The organism is Brevundimonas sp., from assembly GCF_036399195.1.
GTDB lineage: Bacteria > Pseudomonadota > Alphaproteobacteria > Caulobacterales > Caulobacteraceae > Brevundimonas.
Window position 1 is genome coordinate 1 of sequence record NZ_DASWNO010000081.1, and the last position, 4025, is coordinate 4025.

Here is a 4025-nt window from a genome sequence, read left to right on the forward strand (position 1 = left end):
ACAACGCCGAGCTGAACGTCGAGCTGATCACCCCGATCGCGATGGAAGAGAAGCTGCGCTTCGCCATCCGCGAAGGCGGCCGCACCGTCGGCGCCGGCGTGGTGTCGAAGATCGTCGCCTAAGCGCTACGGTCTGATCTGAACAACAGAGCCCCCGCTGGAGCAATCCGGCGGGGGTTTTGCTTTGCCCGCCGCATCGTTTGTCAGGAACATTAACAGCCCCCGCTCCGTTTGCGGCTCAGGAACGCCGCGACGGTCGCGGCGCGAACGGGCTGAACGCATGTACGACACAGGATACGAATTCATAGGCTGGGAGCAGTTGATCGAGGTCTGGGCGCCCCGGGTGCTGGGCGCGATCCTGATCCTCGTGGCGGCCTGGTTCATCGGCAAGGCGGCGAAATGGGCGCTTGCCAAGGGCGTCAACCGCATCCCGGGCGCGTCAAAGGCCAATCTGAGCGAAGACCCGAAACGTTCGGTCGGGCACAGCCTGGGCGACGTCGCTTTCTGGCTTATTCTCCTGTTCGGCGTCGTCGCGGCGCTCGGCGTTCTCAACCTCGGTCAAGTGGTTACGCCGCTGAACACCCTGCTCACGCAGGTGGCCAGCTTCCTGCCGAACGTGATCGGCGCCGTCTTGATCTTCTTCATCGGCTTCGTGGTGGCGACGCTGGCGCGGCGCGTCACCGAGGCCGCGCTCCAGGCCGCGAACGCCGACCGCTGGCTGGAGAAGGCTGGCCTGTCGCGGGCGACCGGTTCGACCGGCGTCAGCACCGCCGTCGGCACTCTGGTGTTCGTGCTCGTTCTGATCCCGATCACCATCGCGGCGCTGGAGCAGCTGGGCATCGAGTCCCTGACCGTTCCGGCCGTGGCGGTGCTGTCGACCGTGTTCGACGCCATCCCGCGCGTTCTGGCGGCGGCCATCGTCCTCGCCATCGGCTGGTTCATCGGTCGCTGGGTCGCTCAGATCATCGAGCGCATCCTGCCGGCGACCGGCTTCGACCGCAGCGTCTCCGCCGTCATGAACATGGCGGGCGGCAAGCAGCCGGTCGAGCCGAGCCCGGCCCCCGCGCCCTACGCCGGCGACGTGACGCCGGCCACCGCGGCGGCCATGGGCGGCGGCTCGACGGCCTCGGCCCCCATGACCCCGTCGCGCGTGGTCGGCAAGCTGGTGATGGTGGCAATCGTCGCCTTCACCGCGGTCGAGGCCGCGCGGCTGCTGCAGTTCTCGACCCTGGCCATGACGGTCGAGGAGATCCTCGGCCTGGCCGGGCGCGTCATCGTCGGCGGCGTGATCATCACCGCCGGCGTCCTGATCGCCGACGTGCTGGCGCGTCTGATCAACAAGGGCACGGGCGGAGCGGATCGCTTCGCCTCGACCCTCGTGCGCTGGGCCACCATCGCCCTGGCCACGGCCATGGGCCTGCGGTTCATGGGGATCGCCGACGACATCGTGCTGCTGGCCTTCGGGCTGGTGCTGGGCGCGGCCGCCGTGGCCGCGGCGCTGGCCTTCGGCCTCGGCGGTCGCACGGCCGCCGGACAGGTCGCCCAGACCTGGGCCGACAAGGTCACCCGGAAAACGCCGCCGCCGATGTAGCCGCAGCGAAGTTCGCCTGCAGGGGGCGGCGCGCGAGCGCCGCCCCTTCGCAATTCCCCCTCGGCGGGTGATCGGTTGCGCGGAACCCGGGAACGGGAGCCTACGTTCGGATCACGGACGTTAGGGATTTGGTAACCAATGCGGCGAGCGCTTCGAACGGGTCTTTTCATCGGCACCCTGATCGGCATGTCGGCCTGCGCCGCCCTGCCGGCGGCTGACGCGTCGCGCGGTCCCTACGGCTCGATCGAGGCTGGGCGCACCCGCTGATCAAGATTCCATGGCGGCGGGGGGCTTTTGCCCCTAATATCGCGCCGCGGACGCCGGCTGTCGCGCCGCGCCGGTCCAACCCCCACTAGATGTTAGCTCTCGCCATCGTCGTCGTTCTGCTCCTCGTGGTGCTCAACGGCCTGTTCGCCATGACGGAACTGGCGGTCGTCTCCTCCCGCAAGTCGAAGCTGCAGAGCCGCGCCGAGCGGGGTGACAAGGGCGCGCGCTCGGCGCTGAAGCTGGCCGAGGACCCAACCCATTTCCTGTCGGCCGTGCAGGTCGGCATCACCCTGATCGGCATCGCCGCGGGCGCCTATGGTCAGGCCGCCATCGCCGGCGAGCTGGACCTGATCTTCGAGCGGCTCCTGCCAGGGTACGAGGGCTATACCCACGTCCTGTCGACCATCCTGGTCATCGTCTTCATCACCTATGTGTCGGTGATCGTCGGCGAGCTGGTGCCCAAGCGGCTGGCGCTGATCTTCCCCGAGTCGATCGCCTCCAAGATGGCGGCGCCGATCTCGACGGTGGCGATCGTGCTGAAGCCGTTCGTGGACCTGCTCACCGTCTCGACGTCGGCCATCCTGAAGGTGATGGGGGTCAAGGACCGCGATGGGACCGACGTCACTCAGGAGGAGGTCGAGACCATGATCGCCGAGGGCACGGCGTCGGGTCTGATCGAACCGGAAGAGCAGGAGATGATCGAAGAGATCCTGCGCCTCGGCGACCGCCCGATCCGCGTGGCGATGACGCCGCGGCACGAGGTGTTCTGGATCGCGCTGGACGACACCGAGGAACAGCTGCGTCAGGAAATCCGCACCTGTCCCTATTCGCGGATCGTGGTCGCGCGCGAGAACGACGTCGATAACCCTCTGGGCGTGGTCCACAAGAAGGACCTGCTGGACAGCCTTCTGGACAACGGCGAGTTCAACGTCGAGCGGCTGGTGCAGACCCCAGCCTTCATCCCCCAGTCGACCTCGGTGCTGAAGGCGCTGGAGATACTGAAAGCGTCGAAGGTTCACATGGCCTTCCTCGTCGACGAGTTCGGGGCCTTCGAGGGCGTGGTCACCGCCACCGACCTGCTGGAGATGATCGCCGGCGACTTCGACGAGGGCCACGACGACGCCGACGTCAATGTGAAGCAGCAGGAAGACGGCTCCTGGCTGGTCGACGGCCAAACCGACATCGACGAACTGGCCGACGCGCTGGGCGAGGATTTCGGCGAGGCCGACGGCTTCCACACCGTCGCGGGGCTGGTCCTGCACCAGCTGTCGCGCGTCCCGGACAAGGGCGAGGTGCTGCAACTGGGGCGGTTCGAGGTCGAGATCGTCGAGATGGACGACCGCCGCATCGACCGGCTGCTGTTCCGTCAGGTCGTCAATGCGAAAGACGAGGCCGAAGCGGTCGCCGCCCACTACGACGACTGACCCATCCGCCCTTGAAAACCCGGTCGGGGTGGGGCATACGCCGCGGTCTGGCGAAGCTGAACGCGCCCGGGGGGCAACCCTCTGGCGCGTTGTAGTTTTGACCGGAACCACAGGAGTGTAGCTCAGCTGGTAGAGCATCGGTCTCCAAAACCGAGGGTCGTGGGTTCGAGTCCCTCCACTCCTGCCACTTTTACCTGACGGGGCGGCTTCCCATCTGCACCGTCAGACCGCGTTGAAAACGAGACCCACAGCATGGCCAAGGCCAAGAACCCTTCGGGGCGTCGCCCCCAGACCGTTCAGCCGGCGATCGCCGGGGCCGCCGTCGCCGCCGAACCCGCGGCGCCCAAGAAGCGCACCTCGATTCCGCAGTTCGCCAGCCAGGTCCGCGCCGAGGGCCGCAAGATCGTCTGGCCGAGCCGCAAGGAGACCTGGATCACCTCGGTGATGGTTTTCATCATGGTGCTGATCGCCGCCGTCTTCTTCTTCGTCGTCGACACCGGCCTGGCCTTCCTGTCGCGCTTCATCCTCGCGATCGGCCAGTAGGAAAGACACCATGACCGACGCAACGACCAAGCCCGCCGCCAATCCCCGGCACAAGTGGTACATCGTCCACGCCTATTCGAACTTCGAGAAGAAGGTGGCGCAGCACCTGACCGATCAGGCGCGCCAGCAGGGTCTGGAAGACTGTTTCTCTGAAATCCTGGTGCCGACCGAGGACGTGGTCGAGATCCGCCGCGGCCGGAA

6 protein-coding genes and 1 tRNA gene are annotated in these 4025 nt (G+C 67.0%); all 7 read left to right on the forward strand.

Going from position 1 to position 4025, the window contains the following annotated elements:
• Nucleotides 1-122, forward strand: a 122-nt coding sequence (locus tag VGB60_RS04000) for a hypothetical protein (protein ID WP_331036987.1), incomplete at its 5' end; no start/stop codon positions are given.
• Nucleotides 123-279: 157 nt separating this feature from the next.
• Nucleotides 280-1590, forward strand: a complete 1311-nt coding sequence (locus tag VGB60_RS04005) for a mechanosensitive ion channel (RefSeq protein ID WP_331036988.1) — start codon at nucleotides 280-282, stop codon at nucleotides 1588-1590.
• A gap of 138 nt (nucleotides 1591-1728) precedes the next feature.
• Nucleotides 1729-1857 (forward strand): hypothetical protein, encoded by a 129-nt coding sequence (locus VGB60_RS04010; protein WP_331036989.1) that lies wholly within the window; start codon nucleotides 1729-1731, stop codon nucleotides 1855-1857.
• An 89-nt stretch (nucleotides 1858-1946) separates the two neighbouring features.
• Nucleotides 1947-3281, forward strand: coding sequence for a hemolysin family protein (locus tag VGB60_RS04015; RefSeq protein WP_331036990.1), 1335 nt, complete (start codon nucleotides 1947-1949; stop codon nucleotides 3279-3281).
• A 111-nt stretch (nucleotides 3282-3392) separates the two neighbouring features.
• Nucleotides 3393-3468, forward strand: a tRNA-Trp gene (locus tag VGB60_RS04020).
• Between the two features lie 65 nt (nucleotides 3469-3533).
• Nucleotides 3534-3824 carry a preprotein translocase subunit SecE gene (secE, locus tag VGB60_RS04025; protein WP_331036991.1) on the forward strand — a complete coding sequence of 97 codons (291 nt, stop codon included), beginning with the start codon at nucleotides 3534-3536 and terminating at the stop codon, nucleotides 3822-3824.
• Between the two features lie 10 nt (nucleotides 3825-3834).
• The coding region (locus tag VGB60_RS04030) for a transcription termination/antitermination NusG family protein (RefSeq protein WP_331036992.1) at nucleotides 3835-4025 on the forward strand (191 nt) is incomplete at its 3' end.

Bases quoted from the DNA above. Each gene is read 5' to 3' on its own strand.
- VGB60_RS04005 (WP_331036988.1), top strand. From the start codon at position 280: ATGTACGACACAGGATACGAATTCATAGGCTGGGAGCAGTTGATCGAG.
- VGB60_RS04010 (WP_331036989.1), top strand. From the start codon at position 1,729: ATGCGGCGAGCGCTTCGAACGGGTCTTTTCATCGGCACCCTGATCGGC.
- VGB60_RS04015 (WP_331036990.1), top strand. From the start codon at position 1,947: ATGTTAGCTCTCGCCATCGTCGTCGTTCTGCTCCTCGTGGTGCTCAAC.
- secE (WP_331036991.1), top strand. From the start codon at position 3,534: ATGGCCAAGGCCAAGAACCCTTCGGGGCGTCGCCCCCAGACCGTTCAG.